The following is a 23732-nucleotide window of genomic DNA, read 5'->3' on the forward strand; positions in this document are numbered from 1 at the left end:
CGAATACATGATGTGAAAGACAATGGATATTAAACAGCAGGTTGCTGAGCAACGTACCGAGCTAGAACAAGCCGTTTCACGTGCACTAGAAATCGCTGCGGCGAAGTCTGATGCCGCTGAAGTCGCAATCACCAAGAGCACGGGTTTGAGTGTTTCCACTCGCATGGGTGACGTGGAAAACGTTGAATTCAACAGCGATGGCGCACTGGGCATTACTGTCTACCGTGGTCAACGCAAAGGCAGCGCTTCCACATCTGACTTGAGCGAAGCCGCTATTGAGCAAACGGTATTAGCGGCGCTAGACATTGCTCAATACACATCAGAAGACCCATTCGCAGGTCCCGCTCCAAAAGAATACATGGTGAAAGAGGTGCCTGACTTAGACCTTTTCCACCCAGACGCACCCGATCCAGATTACGCTGCACAAGTTGCGATTGCCGCTGAAAAAGAAGCGCTGAACTACAGCGATGCGATTAAGCAAAGCGATGGTGCGAGCTACGACAGTCACTACGGTGTGAAAGTTTACGGTAACAGCCACGGCCTGTTAGCAAGTTACGCATCGAGCCGTCATAGCACCAGCTGTTGTGTGATTGGTGTCGGTCAAAACGGTGAGATGGAACGCGATTACAGCTACACCGTTGCTCGCCATCGTGACGATCTTTGGTCTCCAGAGATGGTCGGTCGCAAAGCAGCAGAGAAAACCATCAGCCGCCTTGATGCGCAAAAGCTTAAGACTGGTAAATACCCAGTAATGTTTGCGGCGGACGTAGCGACAGGCTTGATTGGTCACCTAGTGATGGCAATCAGCGGTGGTAACCTGTACCGCAAGTCTTCTTTCCTATTGGATCACCTTGGTAAGCAAGTATTGCCAGAGTGGTTCAACATTTCTGAGCGTCCACACGTACTACGTGGTCTGGCTTCAAGCCCATTTGATAGCGAAGGTGTATACACACAAGATCGTGAAATCATCACCGATGGTGTATTGGCGACTTACTTGTTAACCAGCTACGCGGCTCGCAAGATGAAGATGGATCCAACGGGTCACGCTGGTGGTATCCACAACTGGTACGTGAACTCTACCGGTCAGAACTTCGAGCAAATGCTGAAAGAGCTAGGCACAGGTCTACTGGTAACAGAAACCATGGGGCAAGGCGTGAACGTTGTGACTGGCGATTACTCTCGCGGTGCAGCTGGTTTCTGGGTCGAGAACGGTGAAATTCAATACCCAGTGTCTGAAATTACCATCGCGGGTAACCTGAAAGACATGTTCAACCAGATTGTTGCTGTGGGTAGTGATGTAGAAACACGCTCGCAAATCCAAACGGGTTCTATCTTGTTGGATACTATGAAGGTTGCTGGTGAGTAAGCTTACCACGCGCTAGATACTAAAAAGCCTGATGTGTTCATCAGGCTTTTTTATTGCTCGTTATCAGCGGCTCACTAGAAAGACTAAATCATCAAGGTTGCGAGACCGAGGAAGACCGACAGACCAATCACATCGGTTACGGTCGTCAGCGCCATACCACCTGCGAGGGCTGGGTCGATGTTCATTTTCTTCAGTAGGATTGGGATGGTAACACCGGCAACACCCGCAACCAGTAGGTTGGTCAGCATGGCTGCGGAGATAATCCCGCCAAGCATCCAGTTACCTTTCCAAGCAACCACAATACCACCGATGATCAGCGCCCACATGATGCCGTTTAGCAAGCCGATGGCGGCTTCTTTCATCAAGAGTTCGCGTTTGTTCGAGTCACCGATATGACCGAGTGCTAAGCCACGGATAACAAGTGCAACGGTTTGGTTACCTGCCACGCCCCCCATGGAAGGGACAATGGTCATCAAGACTGCAATCGCGGCCATTTGATCAAGAGTGGCTTCGAACATGTTCGACACCGAAGCGGCGGCCAGTGCAGCAAGTACGTTGGCACCTAACCAGATACTACGTTTACGCGCCGATTTAACTACCGGAGCGAAGGTATCTTCGTCGTCGTCCATACCCGCCATACTCATCATTGAGTGTTCGGCATCTTCACGGATAACGTCGACCACGTCATCGATGGTGATACGACCGACGAGGTGCTGATTTTCATCGACAACAGGAGCGGACACCCAGTTACGACGTTCAAACAGGCTGGCGACATCAGAGTCACTGGTGTCTACTGTAATTGCATCATCGGCATCTTCCATGACTTCACTGACTTTGACATCAGGCTGCGTCGTGATCAGCGTTGTGATAGGCAGTTCACCAATAAGTTTGCTGTCATCATCTATCACGTACAGTGCATCGGTCGCTTCGGGTAGTTCGCCTTTCATGCGTAGGTAACGCAGGACTACGTCGACATCAACGTCACCACGAATAGTGATTACGTCGGTGTTCATCAGTCCACCCGCGGTATCCTCAGGGTAGGATAGGGCGGTTTCCACGCGCAGACGATCGGCAGAGTCCATCTGGGAAAGAACTTCGCGTGAGACGTCGTCAGGCAAGCTACGCAGTACGTAAGCCACGTCATCGGTGTCCATGCCTTCTGTCGCTTCTGCAAGCGCTTCAGGAGCCATTTTGGACACAAGACTGTCTTTGACGTCTTCGTTTAGCTCGTCAAGAATCTCACCGTAATCTTCTGGGTCGGTAAGTTGCCAAAGAACCTCACGACTTTTACGCGGGGAAGCTTCTAAAAGGTGGGCAATATCCTCAGGCTCCATGTCCTGAAGTTGGCGACGAACATGGACGAAGCGGCCGTTTTCCAGCGCTTCAGTGACTTCTTGGAGGGCTTGGTGAGCTTGGTCGAATTCTATTTGCTCTGCCATTCATTCCTCCCAATTCCTGATATTTACAATGCTTTGAATAATAACTTAATTCTAGGCACCTTTTAATAACAACTTATGAAAGTCGACAAAATTATTTATCAGAATTTAAGCAGGAGGTGAAACTTATGTGGGATATCTGGCTAGAGATAATAAAAAAGCGAGTGAATCACTCGCCTTCATCAAACTTATCTTCAATCAAATGACACACTGCATTAAGGGCTTGCTCAGATTGATCGCCGGTCGCGTGGATAGTCACGTATTGTCCTTGGGCGGATTCCAGCATCAACAACCCCATGACGCTGTCTGCGGTCGCGGTTTTGTCTTCTTCGTTGTCGATGGTGATCACCGCATCGAAGCTTTGCGCCAGTTCTACCAGTTTAACCGCAGCACGGGCGTGCAAGCCTAAGCGGTTTTGGATCAATACTTTACGACTTATTTCCACCGTTATTCCTTAACGTTCTTTTCCAATGAAGTGTGGCGAATTTGTACTTGATGGCCTTTGTCTGCAAAGAACTCACCGATTTTTTGAGTTAAGTACACTGAGCGATGTTTACCACCAGTACAGCCAATCGCAACTGTTAGGTAGCTGCGGTTGTTTTTCTCTAGCAGTGGTAACCAAGTCTCAATGAAACTCTCAATTTGGTATTTAAGATCAAGTACAGACTGGTGTTGTTCTAGGAAAGCACCGATGGGCGCATCTAAGCCAGTCAGCGGGCGCAATGCCGGTTCCCAATGTGGGTTTGGCAAGAAGCGTACATCGAACACGTAATCGGCATCAGAAGGAAGGCCGTATTTGAAACCGAATGATTCAAACACCATCACTAAGTCTTTACGATCACGACCTTGAACGCGCATACGGATCGTTTCGCTGAGATCATGCAAAGATTGACCGCTGCTGTTCAGTACTAAATCAGCGTGCGCTTTGAGTGGCATTAAGATCTCTTGTTCAAGCTCAATGGCCTGATCAAGCGACAATGACTGACTACCAAGCGATAACGGGTGAATCCGTCGTGTTTCGCTGTAGCGAGTAAGGAGCGTTTCTTTATTCGCGTCTAAGAACAGTACTGTCACATCCAGTTCAGCTTTCAGCTTCTCTAGGGTGGTGTTCAGTTCTTTGAGTTTCTTAGGAATGTTTCGAATATCAATGCTTACTGCAACGTTCTGTTTGCTCTCTGATACAGATTGAACAAACGCGTCAAGCAAGTTTACTGGTAGGTTGTCTACACAGTAATACCCCAAGTCTTCTAGTACGCGCAGGGCAACACTCTTCCCGGCACCGGAATGCCCGCTAACAACGATTAATCGCATGGTGATCGTCCTGATTACTGATGAATCATAATGTCGTAGAGTTCTTCATCACTCTGAGCATTACGTAGGCTCTTTAGCACTTGCTTGTTGCTCAGGCGTTCTGCCATAGAGGATAGTGTTTTGAGGTGCTCTTTGCACTGTTCTTCTGGAACAAGAAGAGCAAAAAGAAGGTCGACAGGTCGGTTGTCGATAGCATCAAACTCAATCGCCTCGTCACATTGCAGTAATACGGCGATGGCTTTGTCGCTAGATTGCATTCTTGCGTGAGGGATAGCAATACCGTTGCCGATACCCGTACTACCCATTTTTTCTCTGCTGAGCATACACTCAAACAGTTCTGTAGAATCTTGGCCCGTGTTCTCAGCAACAATTTGGCTGATCATCTCTAGGGCACGTTTCTTACTTGTACAATGGACTGCACTTTTGGTGCAGTCCAGTGACAGTATCTCGCTCAATTGCATGATTAATGACTGTTTAGTTTTTCTTTGTGCTTGTTAAGTTGACGAACTAATTTATCCACCAGCGAATCAATTGCTGCATACATACTTTCGTCGTTCGATGACGCGTGGATTTCGCCCTGATTGATGTGGAGCGTAGCTTCCGCTATTTGGTTGAGTTTTTCAACTTTTAGTACGACTTGGACTTGGTTAATGTGGTCGAAGAACCTTTCGAGCTTCTGAAACTTAGATTGAACATAGTCTTGCATTGAATCGGTAAGATCAACGTGATGGCCTTGAATATTGATTTGCATAGACTTTCCTTTTCAGTTGGTGCCTTAAAGTAGGCGTTTACGCTGACTTGAAGGGGCGATACCCAAGGATTCGCGATATTTCGCTATCGTTCGTCTCGCGACTTGAATCCCTTGGTCAGCCAGAAGAGCAGCAATCTTGCTATCACTTAGTGGTTTAGCGGTATTCTCCGCTGCGACCAGTTTCTTGATAAGAGCACGAATTGCTGTGGACGAACATTCTCCACCATTGTCTGTACTAACATGGCTAGAGAAGAAGTACTTCAATTCAAAAATGCCACGTGGGGTATGCATAAACTTCTGTGTTGTCACACGAGAGATTGTCGATTCATGCATGTCCACATCCAATGCTACATCGTTTAGTACCATTGGTTTCATGGCTTCTTCACCATACTCGAAGAAATCTTGTTGATGTTCAACAATACATCTTGCAACTTTGAGAAGCGTCTCGTTTCTGCTTTCTAGGCTCTTAATCAGCCATTTTGCCTCTTGCAAATTGCTGCGAATGTACTGGCTATCCGCACTGTTGCCTTTGCCTAGTTGCGCATATTGTTGATTTACTTTTAGTTTCGGAATGCTGTCAGGGTTAATGGATACGGTCCACTTACCATGATCTTTAAATACAGACACATCCGGAATGACGTATTCAGTGTCATCAGGTGTGATACGGCTGCCTGGGCGAGGGTCAAGTTGTTGAATCAACTTCAATACTTCACGCAGATCAGCTTCTTTAAGCTTAGTCTCTTTAATAACAAGCTTGTAGTCGCGATTACCAAGGTGATCGATATGATCGCTAAGAATCATCTTCGCTTCAGCAAGCCATGGCGTGTCTTCAGGGAATGTCGCCAGTTGCAGTAGCAAGCACTCTTGTAGATTGCGAGAAGCAACGCCAAGTGGGTCAAACTGCTGAATACGCTTACGTACTGCTTCTACTTCATCCAATTCCACTTCTTCGTTGTCGAAGCTCTCGTGAATTTCTTCAGGAGAAAGGGTTAGGTAGCCGTAGTCGTCGATAGCATCGATGATCGCGAGGGCAATGGTGCGGTCGGTTTCACTGAAAGGTGTTAAGTCTAACTGCCACATAAGGTAATCATGCAGCGACTCGGTAGTTTCACCTTGGTAGACAGGCATGTCGTCATCAAGCGCTAGGCCAGTGCTGCCTGTGTTTGCGCTGTAAACGTCATCCCAAGTGGTATCGATTTCTAGCTCAGAGCTGATCTCTGATTTCTCAATTACATCTGAACTGTCTGGCAGATCGGGCTCTGAGACATCGTTGGCTTCGTTCGCACTGTTATCAGCAGATTCAGACGCTGATTTGTCTTCACCGTTTGCTTGGGGCTCTTCGTGGCCTTCTTCAACTTCCAGTAGCGGGTTGGAGTCCAGTGCTTCTTGGATTTCTTGTTGAAGATCGAGCGTCGACAATTGCAACAAACGAATCGCTTGCTGCAGCTGCGGCGTCATGGCTAACTGTTGACCTAGCTTGAGTTGTAATGAAGGTTTCATTCAGTGTTACTTACCTTGTAATGCTCAGAATCTTACCGTTCCTAATGTAATCATAGACGGAATTGTTCGCCGAGATAAACTTGTTTCACCTGCTCGTTATTGAGAACTTCATCCGGAGTTCCCGATGCAATTAGGTGTCCTTGGCTTACGATATAGGCTTTTTCACAAACGTCCAAGGTTTCACGAACGTTATGGTCAGTGATTAACACGCCAAGGCCGCGATCGCGCAAGTGTTCAATGATTTTTTTGATGTCGTTAACCGAAATTGGGTCAACACCCGCGAACGGTTCATCCAACAAAATGAATTGAGGGTTAGCGGCCAGTGCTCGAGCGATCTCTACGCGGCGGCGCTCACCACCTGATAGTGCCATACCAGCACTGGTGCGTATGTGCTGTATGTGGAATTCTTCCAACAAATCTTCAAGCTTATCTTGGCGTTCTTCTCGAGTAAGCTCTTGGCGAGTCTCTAAAACAGCCATGATGTTGTCTTCTACTGACAGCTTACGGAAGATCGACGCTTCTTGTGGTAGGTAGCCAATACCTAAACGAGAGCGGCTGTGCATCGGAAGGATACTGATATCTTGATTGTCGATAGTAATGGTGCCTTCATCACGTGGCACCAAACCCACAATCATGTAAAACGATGTGGTTTTACCCGCACCGTTTGGGCCCAAAAGACCAACAATTTGGCCAGACTCTACTTCGAGACTTACATCGGTAACGACCTTGCGCTTTTTGTAGCTCTTCGCAAGGTTCTTTGCGCTCAGTACTGCCATATTAGTTCTCGATTTGGTTCGGTTGTAGGATGGTGGTTACGCGCTCATCCTTCGAGCTGTCAGCGACGAGCTTCTGTTGACCAATTTGGTAACGGATCGACGAACCTTTGATGGTATTACCGTCTTGTGCTAGTTGCGCTTGACCTTTCATGGTCAGTTCATCAGTAGAGATTCGGTAGTCTAGCTCAGTTGCTTGACCACTGAGTGTTTTACCATCGTCCATCAACTGAGAAAACTTAGCAGGTTTGCCAAAAGCTTGGATCTGCTTAATAGACTCGGTCTTAGGATCGCGAGTCACAACGATTCTGTCAGCATCGATATTGATGCTACCTTGCTTAAGCGACACATCACCTTTAAAGATCACCTGATTACTCTTCATGTCCACCTGTTGGGTGTCTGAATTGATGTAAACCGGCTGTTGAGTATCCGACTTAAGTGCTAACGCTTGTGGCGCTGCTAAAACCAATGCCAATAGGCTAAGGTGTAACGGTTTCATATCGACCTTGAACTTCATCAGTCAGAGTCGCAGTGTGAGCTTTTAAGTTGCCCTGCATTGCGCCTCCGGTAGTTTCAAATTGCGGTCCAACCAACATCACTTGTTGATCGGCTTTAAAATCACGATTGCTTAGATTGATGACCAGTTTGTCTGTTGCCATGGTGTCGAAACTCGCATCAGGCAATAGATTCTGCATAAGTACTTTGTCGTACAAGGTCAGAATTTGGTCTTCATCTAGTACTGCTCTTGTTGCAGTAACTTTCCACTCCACAACGCTACCTTCGCGGTAAACCATAAGCGTTGGGCTTTTAAAAATCGTGTCTCCACTCTTGGCATAATGATCCAAGTTAGTAGAACGGATGATGTAACTGCGGACACCATTTTCACCATAGGTGATGTTTTCTAGTCCAGTACCACTGAACATAGGCAGTTCTAAATTTGGTGCTACTTGGATATCTTCATTACCTTTTGGTGTGAGTAGGTAATAACCACACCAAGCGACAACAAAAACCAAGAGCAAATAAATAAGGCGAGTAAAACTCATAAAATAAAGGCCTTTATCTTAGCTCAGTACTTCCCTGACCATTGCCTTAATCTGTTAAATCAATTCGTTAAGTCTTTTGGGGGCGTGATCTTACATCACGCCTGCTTTAAGTAAATCATGCATATTCAGTGCGCCAACAATTTTATTGTTATCGCACAAGATCAGAGCATTGATGTTCTTGTCTTGCATTAAGTTTAGCCCTTCCACTGCCAGCATTTCTGGGTGCGCGGTGGTAGGGTTCTTCGTCATTACGTCACCGATCGCTGTGGTATGGATATCAATGCGTTTGTCCAGAGTACGGCGCAAATCACCATCGGTGAATATACCAAGCATAGCATCGTGCTCATCGACAATAGCGGTCATACCCAAGCCTTTTTCCGAAATCTCGAGTAAGGCGTCACGAATCAGAGCATCCGGTGATACTTTTGGTAGTGCATTACCGAAGTGCATTATATCAGACAGTTTAAGCAGCAATTTTCTTCCCAGTGCACCGCCGGGATGTGACAAGGCAAAGTCTTCTGCTGAAAAACCACGAGCTTGCAATAGTGCAACTGCAAGGGCATCGCCCATTACCAACGTCGCCGTTGTGCTGCTTGTTGGAGCAAGGCCCAGCGGACAAGCTTCTTTAGGGACTGTAATTTGCAAATGCAGATCGGACAGTTTCGCCATATTTGATTCTGGCTTGCCTGTTATGCTGATGATTTTGATGTTTAGGCGTTTCAAAACTGGGAATAGAGACAAAATCTCATGAGACTCTCCCGAGTTTGAAATCGCAATAACAATATCACCCGCGCTGATCATGCCTAGGTCACCATGCGCAGCTTCACCAGGATGAACGAAAAATGCCGAAGTGCCAGTGCTCGCAAGGGTCGCAGCAATTTTGTTGCCGATATGACCTGATTTGCCCATGCCCATTACGACAACTTTGCCGTTATTGGAAAGAATCAATTCGCAAGCTTGTTCAAACTGCGCGTCAAAGTATTGGTCAAGTTGTTGTAAGGCCGTTACTTCGATATCGAGAACTTGTTTAGCAGCAGCGCGAAAATCAAATTGAGTGGACATATCAGTGCTCCAATTTGTCTTTACTTATTATGTTATTAAGCGGCCATGTTTGCGAATAGGTACACTTGGTAAGCCAAGAAACACACAAACAGGATGCCACCTTCAAGGCGGTTAATGCTGCGTGATTTACCAAGACACATCGCTACCAAGAGTAGAGATACACCTAGCATCACCCAAAAGTCACGACCCATTGCGTATTCGCTCAAGGTTGAAGGGTTAATGATGCCTGGTAGGCCCATTACCGCAAGAATATTGAATACGTTTGAGCCGATTATGTTACCCACAGCCATGTCGTCTTCGCCTTTTAGAACGCCAGCGAGAGAAGCTGCAAGTTCAGGAAGACTTGTACCAATGGCAATGATGGTTAGGCCGATCACGAGATCACTCATGCCGAAGTACTTAGCAATAACCACGGCGTTATCAACCAGCATGCTTGCTGCCAAAGGAAGCAGTATCAAGCCAATCACTACCCACATAACGGCTTTTGAGTTGCTCACACCGTCTGGAACTTCAGACTCTTGCTCATCAACGAAAGCATCGCCCGCTTTTTGTTCTTTGCGGCTGATTTGCAGCATGGCAAATAAGAAGCCACCAAACAAAACAAACAGCAGTACACCTTCGTAGAAACCTAGATGACTATCCCAAAGTAAGATACCCGCTAGAACCGTCACTGCTATCATCAAAGGCAGTTCACGACGAATAACGGCAGAACTGATAGAAAGCGGTTTAATTAGGGCTGTAATACCTAGGATCAGAGCGATGTTGGCAATGTTCGACCCCAGAACGTTACCTACAGCTGTGTCGGTTTTGCCATCCCATGCTGCAGTCGCAGAAACCATCATTTCTGGTGCCGAAGAGCCCATTGCTAGAATGGTCATACCGATCACTAGAGGTGAAATACCGACGTTGCGGGCCAGAGCGGCAGAACCAAAAACAAGTTTATCTGCACTCCAAACAAGTAAAACAAGACCGACGATAAGCAACGCTACGGCTTCGAGCATGATGATTCCTAAGTAATAAAATAAGTGAAATGAGTAACCGCTAATTTTGACCTTTTGCGGCCAAAAATGGAAGATAAACAACAAATAAATTAAAGGTTAGTAACGAAATTGTGTTTAATTGTTGCTCATATACTCGTCGTTCAGAATACGGTTAATCTGGCATGGGATATAAACACCTTCCTGTCATTTCGTCATAATTTATGAAGAATTGCTTGAATTTCGCGGGCTTTATTTAATTGAACAGTGCTTTTAATTAACGTTCAATGTGCTTATGATTGCAGCCTAATAAGTGTACCGAAGTCACTTTAGGATATTCTCGACGTAATATCTTGAAAACAATCGGGGTTGAGTTGGATTGCAACTCTGTGAGAACCGCTCACAAACAGTAGAAGAGATAGTATGTCGAACAACGATTTAGTTACCGTTAACAATCTCACTTTTTCACGTGGCGAACGCAAGATCTTCGATGGCGTTGATTTGCATGTGCCAAAAGGAAAAGTGACCGCCATTATGGGGCCGTCGGGGATTGGTAAAACGACACTGCTGCGCCTGATAGGCGGGCAGCTTTATCCTGAGCAAGGAGAGATCTGGTTTGATGGCGACAATATCCCATCACTATCTCGTAAAAAGCTTTATCACGCTCGAAAGAAGATGAGCATGTTATTTCAGTCGGGCGCTTTGTTTACTGACTTGAACGTGTTCGACAACGTGGCGTTTCCTTTACGTGAACACACAGAGCTTTCTGAAGAATTCATCCGCACCATGGTGCTGCTAAAGCTTGAGGCCGTTGGCTTACGTGGTGCGGCAAAGCTGATGCCTAGCGAATTATCTGGTGGTATGGCGCGACGTGCTGCGTTAGCGCGTGCAATTGCACTTGACCCTGACCTCATCATGTACGATGAGCCGTTTGTAGGGCAGGACCCAATCACCATGGGTGTGCTGGTCGAATTGATCAGCAATTTAAATCGAGCGCTAGGCCTGACTTCAATTGTTGTTTCTCACGACGTTCCTGAAGTGATGAGTATTGCCGATTGGGTTTACTTGATGGCCGATGGCAAAATCATAGCCTTTGGTACGCCGCAAGAACTGAGAGATAACCCTGATCCTCGCGTGCAGCAATTCTTAAAAGGTGAAGCTGATGGGCCAGTACCATTCCGCTTCCCTGCTCAAAGTATCGAAAAGGACTTATTTGATGGCCGATAGCTTTATTCAATTTGTCGCTTCTTTAGGAAGACGCACACTCGCTATCTGTGAAGCGTTTGGTCGTGCGACTTTAATGCTCATTGGCGCCTTGGTGACTCGACCTCAGCCAATAAAAAACTTTCCGTTACTGATTAAGCAGCTTTACTCGGTTGGCGTTCAGTCATTGGCGATTATCGTCGTTTCGGGTTTGTTTATCGGTATGGTGCTTAGTCTGCAAGGTTATGTTGTGCTGGTGGACTATGGTGCAGAAGGTAGCCTTGGTCAAATGGTGGCTCTATCGTTGCTACGTGAACTTGGCCCTGTTGTTACGGCGCTTTTGTTTGCTGGCCGTGCTGGCTCTGCTCTAACAGCAGAAATCGGACTCATGAAAGCAACGGAGCAGCTTTCTAGTATGGAAATGATGGCCGTCGATCCACTAAAACGTGTTATCGCACCGCGTTTTTGGGCTGGTGTCATCTCAATGCCTCTATTGGCTATGATCTTTATGGCGGTTGGCATTTGGGGAGCTCAGATTGTCGGTGTGGATTGGAAAGGCGTAGACCACGGCAGCTTTTGGGCTGCGATGCAATCTTCGGTTGAACTAGGTCAAGACATCGGTAACAGCATGATCAAATGTATTGTGTTCGCGATTACCGTTACTTGGATCGCTCTATTTAATGGCTATGACGCTATTCCAACTTCGGAAGGGATCAGCCGAGCAACGACGCGCACTGTTGTGCATTCTTCTTTAGCAGTACTGGGACTAGACTTTGTACTGACCGCATTGATGTTTGGGAATTAATCATGCAACAAACACGTAAAACAGAATTATGGGTTGGCAGCTTTGTATTAGCAGGAATTTGCGCGATTCTTGTGATGATTTTTCAGGTTGCTGACGTAAAAAGCATTGGCTCTGGCAATACTTACACCCTGAAAGCCGAGTTCGATAATATTGGTAGTTTGAAAGTTCGCTCTCCAGTGAAAGTTGGTGGCGTTGTTATCGGTCGTGTAAGTAACATTACACTTAACCCTGATAGCCTATTACCGGTCGTGAGCTTGTCGATTAACAGCCAGTATAACCAGTTCCCTGAAACTTCTAGTGTGCAAATTTTGACATCAGGATTGATTGGTGAGCAGTACATTGGCTTGGTTCCGGGCTTTGTTTTTGACGATGAAGAAATGCTTGTTGATGGTGATACCATCGAAGACACCAAATCTGCATTAGTATTAGAAGACCTGATTGGTCAGGTACTGTACAGCATTGGTGGTTCAGGCGATTCTGGTGACACGAGTAAGGAATAACCCATGTTTTCTAGACTATTACTTTCATTCGTAGCGGCGTTTACTGCTTTTGGCGCAGTGGCAGCTGAAGTAGATAAAACTCAGCCATATTCAATGATGAAGCAGGTTGCTGAAGTGACGTTTGAGCGTCTGAAAAACGAGCAACCGCAAATCAAACAAGATCCAAACTTGCTCAAAACCATTGTTGAAGAAGAGCTGATGCCTTACGTCAACGATCGCTATGCGGCATTGAAACTGCTTGGTCCAAACTTGAAAGGGGCGAAGCGTGAAGATGTGGGTGAATTCATCACAGCATTCCGTGCTTATTTGGTGACTTCATACGCGCAAGTGTTAACACAATATACGGATCAGCAAATTGAATTTGGCCCTGAGCCAAAACTGGACCCTTCTAAGCGCATCACGAGCATCAAAGTCGATATCATTGACGCGCCGCGTCCAAATATCAAACTTGAGTTCAAACTGCGTAAAGATAAGAAAACCGGTGAATGGTTAGCATTCGACATGGTTGCAGAAGGTATTAGCTTACTATCGAGCAAGCAATCAGAGTGGAATACTCAGATTCGCCAAGACGGTATTCTTGCGGTCGCAAAAGATTTAGAGAAACTGGCAGCACAGCCAATTCGCTTCGAGGCAGCAAAGTAATGGCGCAGTCTCATTCTCAGTGGCATTTACAAACAAACATTCTTAAGCTTACAGGGGCGCTGGATCGCGATACAGTGCCCGCATTGTGGGCGGTGGCACAGCAATGGCAACCTTCTCAAACCGAGCTAGAATGCTCGCTCCAAGAGATTGAACGCATTGACTCTGCGGGAATGGTGATGTTAATCCACTTATTAGAGCATGCAAAAAAGCAAAACTGTCATATAATGCTCAGTTTCGTGCCGGCGCAATTGCGCACTTTGTTTCAGCTGAGCAACGTTGAATCTTTAGTGGCCAAACATATACAGAATTATCAGGGGTAAATTGTGGATAGCGCAAAAGTACAACAGTTACTAGAAGAAGCACTAAACCTTCAAGAAGTGCATGTAAAAGGTGAAGGTAGCCACTATGAGGTGGTTGCTGTTGATGCTTGTTTCGATGGAATGAGCCGCGTTAAGAAGCAGCAGTTAATTTACGGTCCTCTGATGGATTACATCCAGCGTAACGACATTCACGCGCTATCGATCAAAGCGTTCACTCCAGAAGAGTGGGCTCGTGATAAGAAGCTAATGTCGCTTTAAGGTTTATTGATGGAAAAGTTTCGAGTTATTGGGTCAGATAAACCACTGGTTGGTGAAGTGACCATTTCAGGTGCAAAAAACGCAGCACTGCCGATTTTATTTGCGTCTATCTTGGCGGAAGAGCCTGTAGAAGTGGCGAACGTGCCACACCTTCGTGATATCGACACAACCATGGAACTGCTTAAGCGTCTTGGCGCAAAAGTAAGTCGTAATGGTTCCGTTCATGTCGATCCAAGCAGTATCAACGAATACTGTGCTCCTTACGATTTAGTAAAAACCATGCGTGCATCTATTTGGGCGCTTGGTCCTCTTGTAGCTCGATTTGGCCAAGGTCAGGTTTCTCTACCTGGTGGTTGTGCTATCGGTGCTCGTCCTGTTGATCTACACATCACTGGTCTAGAACAGCTTGGCGCAACTATCACACTAGAAGATGGTTACGTGAAAGCGGAAGTCGATGGTCGCCTTAAAGGCGCGCACATCGTGATGGACAAAGTGAGTGTTGGTGCAACGATCACTATCATGTGTGCAGCAGCGCTTGCTGAAGGCACAACAACGCTAGACAACGCAGCGCGTGAGCCTGAAATCGTTGATACAGCGGATTTCCTAAACACTCTTGGCGCAAAAATCTCTGGTGCGGGTACAGATACCATCACTATCGAAGGTGTTGAGCGTCTAGGTGGTGGTAAGCACAGCGTTGTGGCTGACCGTATCGAAACCGGTACCTTCCTAGTTGCAGCAGCGGTTTCTGGCGGCAAAGTTGTATGTCGCAACACCAATGCACATCTGCTAGAAGCGGTATTGGCGAAGCTAGAAGAAGCGGGTGCATTAGTAGAAACTGGTGAAGACTGGATTTCTGTTGATATGACTGGCCGTGAGCTGAAAGCAGTAAGCATTCGCACGGCTCCGCATCCAGGTTTCCCTACTGACATGCAGGCGCAATTTACGCTATTGAACATGATGGCGAAAGGCGGCGGCGTGATCACTGAAACTATCTTTGAAAACCGTTTCATGCACGTACCAGAATTGATGCGTATGGGCGCGAAAGCAGATATCGAAGGTAATACGGTTATCTGTGGCGACGTAGACTCTCTAAGTGGCGCACAAGTGATGGCAACTGACCTACGAGCTTCGGCAAGTTTGGTGATTGCAGGTTGTATCGCAAAAGGCGAAACCATCGTTGATCGCATCTACCACATCGACCGCGGTTACGACAAAATCGAAAATAAACTGTCTGCACTTGGCGCAAATATTGAGCGCGTGAGTGAGGCAGGTTAAACTGCATCGCAGTTGACCTAGATATAAAGAGAGCCGAAACTCAGGTTTCGGCTTTTTTATATCGCGCTTTCTGTCATAGTTCATGACTATGTTCAAAGAGACAATAATAGCTGTAGCTGGCGCAAAGCCGGTTCCTGGAGAACAACAATGATTGCACTGTTACGTGTATTTGCTGTCGCAATTTTCGCAATTGTGATGTTTATTGGTGGTTGTGGTTACTGCCTACTGAGCCCTCGAAATCCTAAGCACGTGTTCACCTTTGGTCGTCTATTCGGCAAGATGTCGCGCGTATTTGGTATCAAGCTTGAGCTGCGTCTTCCGGAAGATGCGTACTCTCGCGGTCAGCATGTTTACATTGCTAACCACCAAAACAACTGGGACCTTTTCACTGTCTCTTCTGCAGTAACACCAAAAGTGGTAACAGTAGGTAAAAAGAGCCTAGCGTGGATGCCGTTGTTTGGTCAGCTTTACTGGCTAACAGGTAACATCTTGATTGACCGTGCAAACCGCTCTAAAGCAAAAGGCACTATCGACCAAGTCGTGGACAGCATCAAAAACAGTGATGTTTCAGTATGGATGTTCCCAGAAGGTACACGTTCACGCGGCCGTGGTTTACTGCCATTCAAGACTGGTGCATTCCATGCAGCTATCGGTGCAGAAGTGCCAATCATTCCAATCGTGTGTAGCTCTACCGATCACATCAAACTCAACCGTTGGAATAACGGTCATGTGATCATTGAGATGCTGCCACCAGTTAGCTCTGAAGGTTACGGCAAAGAAGGCGTACGTGAGCTAGCGAATATTTGCCGCGAGCAAATGAAAGAGAAGTTGGCTGAGTTGGATGAAGAAGTGAAACAGCGCAACGCTGCTTAAGTTTTACTGCGATATCATTACAAAAAGACAATAAAAAACGGGTAGCCTGAGCTACCCGTTTTTTTATGCTTGTCAGCAAGTGCAATTATTTGCGAACTGCAATTGCTTCAATTTCGATACCTACATCTTTAGGCAGACGAGCTACTTCTACACAAGAACGCGCAGGGTAGTTTGCTACTTCATGCTCATCGAAGAACTTGCCGTACACTTCGTTCACTGTACCGAAGTCGTTTAGGTCTTTCACGAATACTGTCATTTTAACGATGTCAGTCACTTTAAGGCCTGATGCTTCAACAACAGCTTTTACGTTCTCTAAAGATTGACGAGCTTGCTCTGCGATGTCTGCAGACACTTCACCTGTCGCTGGGTTTACTGGGATTTGGCCAGAAGTTAGAACCATGTTGCCTAGATCTACGCCTTGAACGTAAGGACCGATTGCTGCTGGTGCAGACTCAGTGTGAAGTACTTTCGTCATTTGAATTGTTCCATCTGTTTAGGGGGAATAAAGAGTTTACTCAAGTATCTTGAGCGTTCTTAAGAAGAATCAGTTTGCCTTTAAACATGAAGCACGTAAAGAGCAAAATACCCCGCATTAGCAGGGTATCAGTCAATTTATCGTTAGCAAGAATCGAAGCGAGAAATTAACGCTCAGTCACGATCTCACGTGCGAATACTTTCTCACAGTATTTACACTTCAGACGGATTTCTTCCTTCTTCTCGAACACTTGGAAGCTGCTTGCAACCGGCTCGTTGTGGGTAATGCAGTTAGTGTTTGGGCATTCAAACACGTTTTTAACTTGCTCTGGTAACTCCAGCGCTAGCTTCTTCACAACTTCGTAGTTTTCGATTTGGTTTACGGTCGCATGTGGTGCGTAAAGTGCCAACTTGTTTGCCTGCTCTTCGTTGATGAACACGTTCTCAATCTTCAGCAAGTCTTTATGACCGAGTGCCGATGAAGGCAGGTTCAGACCGATGGTGACGCGTTGAGAAGAGTTGTGCATATCGAACAGCTTCAACACTTTAATACCAATTTGTGCTGGAATGTGGTCGATTACTGTGCCGTTTTTGATTGCTTCAACCTGCAATTGAGTTTCTTTAGCCATGTTATTCTCTCCCTCGATTACAGTGTTTCGTTAAGAACCAGTGCCAACAACGCTTGGCGCGCGTAAACGCCGTTTTCTGCTTGTTGGAAATAGTAAGCGTGTGGTGTTACGTCGACGTCTGTGGTGATTTCATCCACGCGTGGAAGTGGGTGAAGTACTTTCAAGTTCTCACGCGCACCTTCCAGTAGTGCTGCTGTTAGGATGTAAGCTGACTTGATGTGCGCGTATTCAGATTCATCGAAGCGCTCTTTCTGTACGCGAGTCATGTACAGAATGTCTAGCTCAGGAATCACGCTTTCCATATCTGTGTGCAGGCTGTATTGGATACCTGCTTCATCTAGCTCTTCGCATAGGTAGTCTGGCATCGCAAGTGCTTCTGGTGCAACGAAGAAGAAACGGATGTTATTGAACTTCGCCAATGCTTGCGTCAATGAGTGTACGGTGCGGCCGTACTTTAGGTCACCAACGAACGCAACGTTCAGGTTGTCTAGACGACCTTGTGTTTCCGCGATGGTGTATAGGTCGAGTAGCGTTTGCGTTGGGTGTTGGTTTGCACCATCACCAGCGTTGATAACTGGTACGCCGTTAGAAAACTCAGACGCCAAGCGCGCTGCGCCTTCTTGAGGGTGACGCATCACGAATGCATCGACATAAGAAGAGATCACTTGAACTGAGTCAGACAGCGTCTCGCCTTTTTTCGCCAGAGAGGTGTTACCACCGTTATCAAAACCAATAACATCGCCACCGATACGTTGAATCGCTGTTTCGAATGACAGACGAGTACGTGTGGATGGCTCAAAGAAACAGCTCGCTACAACCTTGTTTTTAATCAGTTCTGGACGAGGTTCTTTTTTTAGCTGACCTGCAGTTTCTACAATCAGTTCCAGTTCTTCACGTGAAAGCTCTGGAATAGAGATGATGTGCTTCTGGTAAAGCGAGTTCGCCATGATCTTCTTCCCTATAACAGTGGTGACTATCCCCAAAATTACCCTGATGGAATTTCGGACATAAAAAAACCTCCCCAATTGGGGAGGTTTTAAAATTCAATAGAATTAACGAAAATAACAGCACGTAAGCGTAGTCGCTTAGCTAGAGCAAATCGCGTTTTTACGTCAGCAATCGGCGTGGTCATTTCGTAATCCTCAGACAAATTGCCGAGCATTATACGCTTAACTTTCGTGAGCGCAAGCGATTACATCATGGTTTTTGTTACCATTTTTAATGCTTTGGTTTAGCTGCCTAAGGTTGTCACCATCACGGCTTTAATCGTGTGCATGCGGTTCTCGGCTTCATCGAATACGATAGAGTATTCAGACTCAAACACCTCTTCGGTGACTTCAAGCCCTTTCATTCCGTATTTCTCTGCGACCTCTTTACCCACCGTCGTTTCATCGTTGTGGAATGCTGGCAGACAGTGCATGAACTTCACATGAGGGTTACCCGTTTGCTTAATCACATCCATATTGATTTGGTAAGGTGTCATCAGCGCAACACGCTCATCCCAAGCCTCAGCCGACTCACCCATCGAGACCCAAACGTCAGTGTATAAGAAGTCACAGCCTTTGACGCCTTCTTCAACGTTTTCAGTAAGCGTGATTTTCGCGCCGGTTTGTTGGGCAATTTCTTGGCAAGTTGTCACTAATGCTTCTTCTGGCCAGAACGCTTTTGGCGCCACAAGGCGGATGTCCATGCCCATTTTTGCTGCGCCAACCATGAGTGAGTTACCCATGTTATTGCGAGCATCACCAAGGTAGGCAAACGTCATCTCATGCAGTTGTTTCCCACGTCCGTGCTCTTGCATGGTCAGGAAATCTGCAAGGATTTGGGTAGGGTGGAACTCATCCGTTAAACCATTCCAGACAGGTACACCAGCATAAGTACCAAGTTCTTCAACAATGGATTGACCAAAGCCACGGTATTCAATCCCGTCGTACATACGACCAAGAACACGAGCGGTGTCTTTCATCGATTCTTTATGACCGATCTGTGAGCCAGAAGGACCGATGTAAGAGACTTGAGCGCCTTGGTCAAAGGCCGCGACTTCAAACGCACATCGGGTACGAGTAGAAGATTTCTCAAAGATTAGTGCGATATTTTTACCTTGAAGTTTCTTCTGCTCTGTTCCTGCATATTTAGCTTTTTTCAGCTCTGCAGACAGTTCGAGCAAAAACTGGATCTCTTTAGTTGAGAAGTCCAATAGCTTCAAAAAGTTGCGATTACGTAGATTGAAAGCCATAGCTCGTCCCTTAGGTCGTTTGGTTGATAAAGAATAAAAGCATTAAAACATATAAATGCTTTTATTGTGAATAATTATTTTAATTGAAAACAAAAAAAGGTTGATGCATTCACATCAACCTTAGTCTCAATTGGTTTTATTTGGTGGGAGAGGTTTCTCAAATATCGTCACGTTCGATAGGGCAGCTCATACAACGTGCACCACCACGACCGCGACCAAGCTCGTTACCCGGAATAGTCAGGACTTCAATGCCAGCTTTGTCGTACTTCTCGTTAGTGTAGACGTTACGTTCGTAACCAATCACAACACCAGGTTTCACCGTCAGTACGTTGTTGGCATCGTTCCATTGCTCTCGCTCAGCTTCGTAGCTGTCACCACCGGTTGTGATGATCTTCAATTGGTCTAAGCTAAGTGCCGATTCAATGGCATGCAGATAGTTGTGTGATGCTTCGACATGCATTTCACCGTTGCCTTTAGGTGTTAGGCGCCAAGTGTCTAAATCTTTACGCATGATCTCTGGGTATACCGAGAAAGTGTCTACATCCATGTGCGTCATGACCGTATCAAGGTGCATGCACGAGCGGTGTTTTGGTAGGTCGATAGCAATCACTTCTTTCGCCTGACCAGATTTAAACAGGCTTGCCGCTAAGTTTTCGACACCTTGCGGGGTTGTGCGCTCAGACATACCAATTAGAACGGCACCTTTACCGATAACCAGTACATCGCCACCTTCAACGTTAGCATTGTCGTAGTGTTGGTCTTCATCACCAAAGTAGTTAATGAAGTCCTGACCCGCAAAGGTTGGGTGCCAGCGGTAAATCGCGCGTAGATGGTTGGTTTCGCGTTGACGTGCAGGCATCATCATTGGGTTAAGAGAAACGCCGCCGTATACCCAGCATGACGTGTCACGGGTAAAGAGGTGGTTAGGCAGAGGCTCGATAACGAAATCCAGTGGGCGCTTCATCTTCGGCAGCATTGATGAAGATTTGATTGGCAGTTCGGAGTAAGCCAAGCCGCCAAGAAGAATGCTTGCTAAGTGCTCATCGTCCATCTCTGCGAAGTACTGACGCAAATCACGAGCGAAAGTCGGACCGTAACGGAAATCAGAGATCTGAGTATTCAACAACCATTGTTTTGCTTCTGGAACCGCAAGGGTTTCAACCAATAGATCATGAAGCAGTAGTACTTCGACATCTTGTTCACGCAGTGTGCGCGCAAACGCGTCATGTTCTTCACCTGCCGCTTCGACCGCCAATACGTCATCAAACAGTAGCTCATGGCAGTTCGATGGCGTTAGGTGGGTGAGGGCGCGCTCTGGGCGATTTAATAGAACTCGTCTTAGTTGACCAACTTCTGATCCAACGTACAGCTTACTCATTTTGCATCCTTACAAATATTCCAGCCGTTAGTTATGACAAGCTTGGTGCAAAGATGCAAGTCCTAGAACTTTGCTTATATATTGCAAAAATATCGTTTTTTGGCGTTATGTTTTGTAAATAGTTCCTTGGTGTATTTTAATTCTATATTTTGTTGTTTGTTCATGAGTTTTAAAAAGTGCGTTTTTATTCTTTTTCGTTTGAGAAAGAACTCATACATCAAAAGTGCATAAAACGTGCATAACCATTCTGAAATATGCAGTTTTTAGCTTTCTTTTATTCGTTAGGTCAGAATTACCGAGCCGTTGCTGTATTCACTCCAAGATCATAAACACGCAAACAAGCCTAAAATTACTCGTCTTAGGTTCGATTAGGATCTTCTGAATATTAAAGATTAGCCGTTTTTGTTAATTTTTTGTTTCTGTGAGCGGGGTTTAGATTTACGAGTAAAAATTATCATCAAGAATCACCGCAGTTTGGTGTTTGTTTGTGGCTTTTCATCGCAATCCGTGCCATATTTCACCGCATTAACGTACTCAGTTTAGAGTATAGTGTTTCCATCAAGTAACTAATCTGGAGCCAAAACATGTCTCACGAAGATGAATATCTATCAGTAGAAGAATTAATTGAGATTCAAAAGGAAGAGACTCGCGATATCATTGCAGCACTGCTAGAAGACGGCAGCGATCCAGATTCACTATACGAAATCGAGCACCACCTATTTGCTGAAGACTTCGATACGCTAGAAAAAGCGGTTGTTGAAGCGTTCAAGATGGGCTTTGAAGTTCTTGAAGCTGAAGAAACAGAAGATGAAGACGGCAACAAACTGCTTTGTTGTGATGCAACAATGGAATCTGCACTAAACGCAGAAGCGATTGATGCACAGGTTGAGAAACTGGTTCATCTTGCAGAAAAATACGACATCATTTACGACGGTTGGGGTACTTACTACGAAGGCGAAGATGCGCTTTACCCTGAAGAAGATGATGAAGACGAAGAGTAATCCTCTTATTCAATCTAAGAAGCCAGCGTTTATCGCTGGCTTTTTTGTGCCTTGAAAATGATAACCGAAGATAACGATAAATAATTCTCATTGAGTTTGTCTGCTTATAGCCTGTAACCCTAAGTTAGTTGTGTATATAATGCGTGAAAATTGATCTAGCTCAAGGTGTATATGCAACTCTCACTCGCCGGTTTATGGCAAGTCTCTCCACTGACGGACCTTTCTATCCCACAGGATGACATTACTTTCCCTGCTCCTTTGAGTCAGGTATTGCCTGCTGAACTGACTGAAGAAGCGATTCGTCAGCAAGAGTGGCACCTGATGCACGACATTGAAGTGGACGAATCCATGATGGCATTCCCTGCGGTAGAAATGGTGTTGGGTGGTGTGGATTACCATGCAGAAGTGCGTTTGAACGGGGTAGCATTGTTCGACTGTGATGGCTCACAAAGCGTGTACAAAAAAGACATTCGCCCGTTCATGCAGATGGGGCGCAACCGTTTTGAGATCCTGTTCCTTGAGGAAGAAGAAGATCTTCTGTTGGATGAGGATAAACCAGAGTTGTGTTCACTTGCGGATCATGAATACCAAAAGAGTGATGAGCGCTTAGGGGTATGGCAAGAACCGTATCTGCAGTTTATTCGCAATGTGCGTTTAGACCGCGTGGCTACCGAGCAGATTTGGCACCACGGTGGTGGTTGTGAGTTTAAGGTGGATTTGTACTACCAAACTTTTGCTCCGGGTTTAGTATCAGCATCGGTTAAGTTTAATGGCATGACTTACCATATTCCTATTGATGTCCGAGCGGATCATGCGAGTGCTTTATTCCAGATCGAAGCGCCAAAGTATGCCGATCTTAACGATCCCGATCCAAAAGATCTTTACGAACTCGTGGTGGAGTTGGATGGGCAACGCCAAGCATTTACAGTGGCGCTTAGCCAAGAGCTCTGTGTTACCCACCTTGTACTTTAAGTTTGGGGATAAAGCGCTATAACGTTTTAAGCATCACGACTTCACATGCATCATGCCCTGTTTGTCCTAGCGGGGCATCGAGGTGCTCAAAGCCTAGCTTTTCATACAAGCCTACCGCTTCTCTTAGACATTCAGTCGTTTCTAAATAGCACTGCTGATACCCAAACTGTTTCGCCAGTTGTAAGCTCAATGCGACGATGCGTTTGGCTAAACCGTGCCCTCGTGTTTGAGGTAAGAAGTACATCTTTTGTAGCTCACACACATTTGGCTCGCCAGCTAAAGGTGCAAAGCCGCCGCCACCCACAATCTCGCCTTGGTACTCTACTACCCAGTAGGCTGCGCCTTGTTGGTCGTAAACCGAGTACATGTCATCAAGCGTTGGATCTGCCACACCATAACCTTTGTCTGCGGTTAAACCGTATTCTGCAGAGACTTTACGAATCACGTTTGCAACTCGCGAGTTATCTGCTTTGGTAAGAGGTCGAAGAACGTATTCCTCAGCCTGGCACACTTTCGTTAACCCTTTTAGGTAAGCCTCTAGACCAAGTTTGAGTTGCTCTTGCTCGCTGTCATCGAGTTGGGTAAGCAGTTGTTCAAAGAAGCTGTTTTGCTGCTGATCTAGTTGCGATAACGCCTGTTGCCCTTGCTCTGTAAGCGCGACAAGTTGGCTACGTTTGTCTTTTGGGTTTTCGATGCTCTCAACCAAGCCTAATTTAATCAGACCAGTAACGGTTCGGCTCGCATTGGACTTGTCGACATTAAGCTGCTGTGCCAATTGATTGATGGTTAACGGCTGCCGCTGGATTTCACCTAATGCGTGCGCTTGTACTGGAGTGAGAGCGACATCGCCGCATTGTTTATCGAGCATACCAAGCAATCGGACGGCTTGACGGGAGTAGTGTCGGAGTTGACGAGCATTCATTATCACTTACCTCTAAAAATAAAGT

29 protein-coding genes are annotated in these 23732 nt (G+C 46.1%); 11 read left to right on the forward strand and 18 right to left on the reverse strand.

Annotated elements, in window-relative coordinates; genetic code table 11:
• The first annotated feature begins 22 nt into the window (after positions 1-22).
• Positions 23-1366 carry a metalloprotease PmbA gene (gene pmbA / locus ACLIIY_RS00250; RefSeq protein WP_005442211.1) on the forward strand — a complete coding sequence of 448 codons (1344 nt, stop codon included), beginning with the start codon at positions 23-25 and terminating at the stop codon, positions 1364-1366.
• Positions 1367-1449: 83 nt separating this feature from the next.
• Here pmbA and mgtE read toward each other — a convergent pair whose 3' ends face one another.
• From mgtE to ACLIIY_RS00305, 11 genes are all read right to left on the reverse strand, one after another.
• Positions 1450-2805, reverse strand: a complete 1356-nt coding sequence (mgtE, locus tag ACLIIY_RS00255) for a magnesium transporter (protein WP_005432861.1) — start codon at positions 2803-2805, stop codon at positions 1450-1452.
• 166 nt (positions 2806-2971) lie between these two features.
• Positions 2972-3247, reverse strand: coding sequence for an HPr family phosphocarrier protein (locus ACLIIY_RS00260; RefSeq protein WP_434527975.1), 276 nt, complete (start codon positions 3245-3247; stop codon positions 2972-2974).
• Positions 3248-3249: 2 nt separating this feature from the next.
• The gene (gene rapZ / locus ACLIIY_RS00265) at positions 3250-4113 is read right to left on the reverse strand and encodes an RNase adapter RapZ (RefSeq protein WP_005442214.1); all 864 of its coding nucleotides are present in this window, start codon (positions 4111-4113) and stop codon (positions 3250-3252) included.
• 14 nt (positions 4114-4127) lie between these two features.
• Positions 4128-4574, reverse strand: coding sequence for a PTS IIA-like nitrogen regulatory protein PtsN (gene ptsN / locus ACLIIY_RS00270; RefSeq protein WP_020195889.1), 447 nt, complete (start codon positions 4572-4574; stop codon positions 4128-4130).
• 2 nt (positions 4575-4576) lie between these two features.
• Entirely contained in the window at positions 4577-4864 is a 288-nt protein-coding gene (hpf, locus tag ACLIIY_RS00275) for a ribosome hibernation promoting factor (protein ID WP_005432838.1), read from the reverse strand.
• Positions 4865-4888: 24 nt separating this feature from the next.
• A complete protein-coding gene (locus ACLIIY_RS00280) occupies positions 4889-6364 on the reverse strand; it encodes an RNA polymerase factor sigma-54 (protein WP_122068796.1) in 1476 nt (491 codons plus the stop codon).
• A gap of 50 nt (positions 6365-6414) precedes the next feature.
• On the reverse strand, positions 6415-7140 hold the full coding sequence (lptB, locus tag ACLIIY_RS00285; protein WP_005432855.1) for an LPS export ABC transporter ATP-binding protein: 726 nt from the start codon (positions 7138-7140) through the stop codon (positions 6415-6417).
• A 1-nt stretch (position 7141) separates the two neighbouring features.
• A complete protein-coding gene (gene lptA / locus ACLIIY_RS00290) occupies positions 7142-7636 on the reverse strand; it encodes a lipopolysaccharide transport periplasmic protein LptA (RefSeq protein ID WP_005436379.1) in 495 nt (164 codons plus the stop codon).
• Positions 7617-8180 carry an LPS export ABC transporter periplasmic protein LptC gene (gene lptC / locus ACLIIY_RS00295; RefSeq protein WP_009707639.1) on the reverse strand — a complete coding sequence of 188 codons (564 nt, stop codon included), beginning with the start codon at positions 8178-8180 and terminating at the stop codon, positions 7617-7619. The genes lptA and lptC overlap by 20 nt, the downstream gene beginning before the upstream one ends.
• A gap of 90 nt (positions 8181-8270) precedes the next feature.
• The gene (gene kdsD / locus ACLIIY_RS00300) at positions 8271-9242 is read right to left on the reverse strand and encodes an arabinose-5-phosphate isomerase KdsD (RefSeq protein ID WP_434527976.1); all 972 of its coding nucleotides are present in this window, start codon (positions 9240-9242) and stop codon (positions 8271-8273) included.
• A gap of 35 nt (positions 9243-9277) precedes the next feature.
• Positions 9278-10243, reverse strand: a complete 966-nt coding sequence (locus ACLIIY_RS00305) for a calcium/sodium antiporter (RefSeq protein ID WP_009707637.1) — start codon at positions 10241-10243, stop codon at positions 9278-9280.
• 399 nt (positions 10244-10642) lie between these two features.
• On the opposite strand from ACLIIY_RS00305, the gene mlaF reads away from it, so the two are divergent.
• From mlaF to ACLIIY_RS00345, 8 genes are all read left to right on the forward strand, one after another.
• Positions 10643-11446: a phospholipid ABC transporter ATP-binding protein MlaF gene (gene mlaF, locus ACLIIY_RS00310; RefSeq protein WP_038896979.1), complete on the forward strand. Its 804-nt coding sequence runs from the start codon at positions 10643-10645 to the stop codon at positions 11444-11446.
• A complete protein-coding gene (mlaE, locus tag ACLIIY_RS00315) occupies positions 11436-12227 on the forward strand; it encodes a lipid asymmetry maintenance ABC transporter permease subunit MlaE (RefSeq protein WP_005436385.1) in 792 nt (263 codons plus the stop codon). The genes mlaF and mlaE overlap by 11 nt, the downstream gene beginning before the upstream one ends.
• Positions 12228-12229: 2 nt before the next feature.
• Entirely contained in the window at positions 12230-12727 is a 498-nt protein-coding gene (gene mlaD / locus ACLIIY_RS00320) for an outer membrane lipid asymmetry maintenance protein MlaD (protein ID WP_005436386.1), read from the forward strand.
• 3 nt (positions 12728-12730) lie between these two features.
• Positions 12731-13369, forward strand: a complete 639-nt coding sequence (gene mlaC / locus ACLIIY_RS00325) for a phospholipid-binding protein MlaC (protein ID WP_005436387.1) — start codon at positions 12731-12733, stop codon at positions 13367-13369.
• Complete coding sequence (locus ACLIIY_RS00330) at positions 13369-13689, forward strand: STAS domain-containing protein (RefSeq protein ID WP_434527977.1); 321 nt, start codon at positions 13369-13371, stop codon at positions 13687-13689. Before mlaC ends, ACLIIY_RS00330 begins: the two co-directional genes overlap by 1 nt.
• A 3-nt stretch (positions 13690-13692) precedes the next feature.
• The gene (gene ibaG / locus ACLIIY_RS00335; RefSeq protein WP_005432865.1) at positions 13693-13947 is read left to right on the forward strand and encodes a BolA family iron metabolism protein IbaG; all 255 of its coding nucleotides are present in this window, start codon (positions 13693-13695) and stop codon (positions 13945-13947) included.
• A 9-nt stretch (positions 13948-13956) separates the two neighbouring features.
• Positions 13957-15222, forward strand: a complete 1266-nt coding sequence (gene murA / locus ACLIIY_RS00340; RefSeq protein WP_061010718.1) for a UDP-N-acetylglucosamine 1-carboxyvinyltransferase — start codon at positions 13957-13959, stop codon at positions 15220-15222.
• Positions 15223-15369: 147 nt separating this feature from the next.
• Complete coding sequence (locus tag ACLIIY_RS00345) at positions 15370-16095, forward strand: 1-acylglycerol-3-phosphate O-acyltransferase (RefSeq protein WP_041061029.1); 726 nt, start codon at positions 15370-15372, stop codon at positions 16093-16095.
• Positions 16096-16180: 85 nt separating this feature from the next.
• Here ACLIIY_RS00345 and ACLIIY_RS00350 read toward each other — a convergent pair whose 3' ends face one another.
• The 6 genes from ACLIIY_RS00350 to arcA all read right to left on the reverse strand — a co-directional run bounded on the left by ACLIIY_RS00350 (position 16181) and on the right by arcA (position 20812).
• On the reverse strand, positions 16181-16570 hold the full coding sequence (locus ACLIIY_RS00350; protein ID WP_005432832.1) for a RidA family protein: 390 nt from the start codon (positions 16568-16570) through the stop codon (positions 16181-16183).
• 166 nt (positions 16571-16736) lie between these two features.
• Complete coding sequence (gene pyrI, locus ACLIIY_RS00355; RefSeq protein WP_009707632.1) at positions 16737-17198, reverse strand: aspartate carbamoyltransferase regulatory subunit; 462 nt, start codon at positions 17196-17198, stop codon at positions 16737-16739.
• 17 nt (positions 17199-17215) lie between these two features.
• Positions 17216-18145, reverse strand: a complete 930-nt coding sequence (pyrB, locus tag ACLIIY_RS00360; RefSeq protein ID WP_005441998.1) for an aspartate carbamoyltransferase — start codon at positions 18143-18145, stop codon at positions 17216-17218.
• A gap of 89 nt (positions 18146-18234) precedes the next feature.
• A complete protein-coding gene (locus ACLIIY_RS00365; protein WP_005432831.1) occupies positions 18235-18360 on the reverse strand; it encodes a hypothetical protein in 126 nt (41 codons plus the stop codon).
• A gap of 69 nt (positions 18361-18429) precedes the next feature.
• Complete coding sequence (locus ACLIIY_RS00370; RefSeq protein ID WP_434527978.1) at positions 18430-19434, reverse strand: ornithine carbamoyltransferase; 1005 nt, start codon at positions 19432-19434, stop codon at positions 18430-18432.
• Positions 19435-19591: 157 nt separating this feature from the next.
• Entirely contained in the window at positions 19592-20812 is a 1221-nt protein-coding gene (gene arcA, locus ACLIIY_RS00375) for an arginine deiminase (RefSeq protein ID WP_074050836.1), read from the reverse strand.
• A gap of 584 nt (positions 20813-21396) precedes the next feature.
• Here arcA and rraB point away from each other — a divergent pair.
• Both rraB and ACLIIY_RS00385 read left to right on the forward strand, forming a co-directional pair.
• Positions 21397-21813, forward strand: coding sequence for a ribonuclease E inhibitor RraB (gene rraB, locus ACLIIY_RS00380; RefSeq protein ID WP_005432867.1), 417 nt, complete (start codon positions 21397-21399; stop codon positions 21811-21813).
• A gap of 171 nt (positions 21814-21984) precedes the next feature.
• Positions 21985-22785, forward strand: a complete 801-nt coding sequence (locus ACLIIY_RS00385) for a glycosyl hydrolase 2 galactose-binding domain-containing protein (protein ID WP_017187889.1) — start codon at positions 21985-21987, stop codon at positions 22783-22785.
• 16 nt (positions 22786-22801) lie between these two features.
• Here ACLIIY_RS00385 and ACLIIY_RS00390 read toward each other — a convergent pair whose 3' ends face one another.
• A complete protein-coding gene (locus ACLIIY_RS00390) occupies positions 22802-23707 on the reverse strand; it encodes a bifunctional helix-turn-helix transcriptional regulator/GNAT family N-acetyltransferase (protein ID WP_434527979.1) in 906 nt (301 codons plus the stop codon).
• Positions 23708-23732 lie beyond the last annotated feature (25 nt).

The organism is Vibrio sp. K4 (assembly GCF_051122595.1).
Lineage (GTDB): Bacteria > Pseudomonadota > Gammaproteobacteria > Enterobacterales > Vibrionaceae > Vibrio > Vibrio owensii.

What these genes read in the sequence shown, in the direction of transcription:
- hpf (WP_005432838.1), bottom strand. Translation starts at nt 4,864, where the DNA reads ATGCAAATCAATATTCAAGGCCATCACGTTGATCTTACCGATTCAATG.
- mlaE (WP_005436385.1), top strand. Translation starts at nt 11,436, where the DNA reads ATGGCCGATAGCTTTATTCAATTTGTCGCTTCTTTAGGAAGACGCACA.
- mlaC (WP_005436387.1), top strand. Translation starts at nt 12,731, where the DNA reads ATGTTTTCTAGACTATTACTTTCATTCGTAGCGGCGTTTACTGCTTTT.
- ACLIIY_RS00390 (WP_434527979.1), bottom strand. Translation starts at nt 23,707, where the DNA reads ATGAATGCTCGTCAACTCCGACACTACTCCCGTCAAGCCGTCCGATTG.
- rraB (WP_005432867.1), top strand. Translation starts at nt 21,397, where the DNA reads ATGTCTCACGAAGATGAATATCTATCAGTAGAAGAATTAATTGAGATT.
- pmbA (WP_005442211.1), top strand. Translation starts at nt 23, where the DNA reads ATGGATATTAAACAGCAGGTTGCTGAGCAACGTACCGAGCTAGAACAA.
- mlaD (WP_005436386.1), top strand. Translation starts at nt 12,230, where the DNA reads ATGCAACAAACACGTAAAACAGAATTATGGGTTGGCAGCTTTGTATTA.
- kdsD (WP_434527976.1), bottom strand. Translation starts at nt 9,242, where the DNA reads ATGTCCACTCAATTTGATTTTCGCGCTGCTGCTAAACAAGTTCTCGAT.
- lptC (WP_009707639.1), bottom strand. Translation starts at nt 8,180, where the DNA reads ATGAGTTTTACTCGCCTTATTTATTTGCTCTTGGTTTTTGTTGTCGCT.
- mlaF (WP_038896979.1), top strand. Translation starts at nt 10,643, where the DNA reads ATGTCGAACAACGATTTAGTTACCGTTAACAATCTCACTTTTTCACGT.
- ACLIIY_RS00305 (WP_009707637.1), bottom strand. Translation starts at nt 10,243, where the DNA reads ATGCTCGAAGCCGTAGCGTTGCTTATCGTCGGTCTTGTTTTACTTGTT.
- lptB (WP_005432855.1), bottom strand. Translation starts at nt 7,140, where the DNA reads ATGGCAGTACTGAGCGCAAAGAACCTTGCGAAGAGCTACAAAAAGCGC.
- arcA (WP_074050836.1), bottom strand. Translation starts at nt 20,812, where the DNA reads ATGAGTAAGCTGTACGTTGGATCAGAAGTTGGTCAACTAAGACGAGTT.
- ACLIIY_RS00350 (WP_005432832.1), bottom strand. Translation starts at nt 16,570, where the DNA reads ATGACGAAAGTACTTCACACTGAGTCTGCACCAGCAGCAATCGGTCCT.
- ACLIIY_RS00345 (WP_041061029.1), top strand. Translation starts at nt 15,370, where the DNA reads ATGATTGCACTGTTACGTGTATTTGCTGTCGCAATTTTCGCAATTGTG.
- ACLIIY_RS00280 (WP_122068796.1), bottom strand. Translation starts at nt 6,364, where the DNA reads ATGAAACCTTCATTACAACTCAAGCTAGGTCAACAGTTAGCCATGACG.
- ACLIIY_RS00385 (WP_017187889.1), top strand. Translation starts at nt 21,985, where the DNA reads ATGCAACTCTCACTCGCCGGTTTATGGCAAGTCTCTCCACTGACGGAC.
- rapZ (WP_005442214.1), bottom strand. Translation starts at nt 4,113, where the DNA reads ATGCGATTAATCGTTGTTAGCGGGCATTCCGGTGCCGGGAAGAGTGTT.
- ACLIIY_RS00370 (WP_434527978.1), bottom strand. Translation starts at nt 19,434, where the DNA reads ATGGCTTTCAATCTACGTAATCGCAACTTTTTGAAGCTATTGGACTTC.
- ptsN (WP_020195889.1), bottom strand. Translation starts at nt 4,574, where the DNA reads ATGCAATTGAGCGAGATACTGTCACTGGACTGCACCAAAAGTGCAGTC.
- ACLIIY_RS00330 (WP_434527977.1), top strand. Translation starts at nt 13,369, where the DNA reads ATGGCGCAGTCTCATTCTCAGTGGCATTTACAAACAAACATTCTTAAG.
- pyrB (WP_005441998.1), bottom strand. Translation starts at nt 18,145, where the DNA reads ATGGCGAACTCGCTTTACCAGAAGCACATCATCTCTATTCCAGAGCTT.
- murA (WP_061010718.1), top strand. Translation starts at nt 13,957, where the DNA reads ATGGAAAAGTTTCGAGTTATTGGGTCAGATAAACCACTGGTTGGTGAA.
- mgtE (WP_005432861.1), bottom strand. Translation starts at nt 2,805, where the DNA reads ATGGCAGAGCAAATAGAATTCGACCAAGCTCACCAAGCCCTCCAAGAA.
- pyrI (WP_009707632.1), bottom strand. Translation starts at nt 17,198, where the DNA reads ATGGCTAAAGAAACTCAATTGCAGGTTGAAGCAATCAAAAACGGCACA.
- ACLIIY_RS00365 (WP_005432831.1), bottom strand. Translation starts at nt 18,360, where the DNA reads ATGCTCGGCAATTTGTCTGAGGATTACGAAATGACCACGCCGATTGCT.
- lptA (WP_005436379.1), bottom strand. Translation starts at nt 7,636, where the DNA reads ATGAAACCGTTACACCTTAGCCTATTGGCATTGGTTTTAGCAGCGCCA.